This is a genomic window from Bacteroides sp. HMSC067B03 (genome assembly GCF_001811315.1).
GTDB lineage: Bacteria > Bacteroidota > Bacteroidia > Bacteroidales > Bacteroidaceae > Bacteroides > Bacteroides faecis.
This window is the reverse complement of record NZ_KV804261.1, coordinates 1-292: the sequence shown is the minus strand read 5'-3', so window position 1 is coordinate 292 and position 292 is coordinate 1. Positions and strand designations below refer to the sequence as shown.

Here is a 292-nt window from a genome sequence, read left to right as displayed (position 1 = left end):
TTCTTGCTTTTCTCGCTTTGCTCAAAAAGATTTTAAGATTACCTTTGTGGCATGGAACTAAGACGGAACGAAAAGATTACATTCCGGTGTACCGAACTTGAAAAGGACGCACTTGCGGAGCAGGCAGCCCGGTGCAGTCTAAGCGTATCGGAATACTGCCGGAGTTTGTCCCTTGGGGGGCGCCCAAGGGAGAGGTACACCGAGGAGGAACGGCAGCTTCTCCGGGACATAGCCCAGTTGAAAGGAACGCTCCAACGGCTGAACAACTACTTCGGTGGTCGCCAGTACCGGG

General features: G+C 53.1%; 1 protein-coding gene. It reads left to right on the top strand.

The features are described 5' to 3' along the window. Positions 1–51: 51 nt before the first annotated feature. A partial coding sequence (mbpA, locus tag HMPREF2794_RS29850; RefSeq protein ID WP_083311996.1) for a mobilization protein MbpA occupies positions 52–292 on the top strand: 241 nt, incomplete at its 3' end.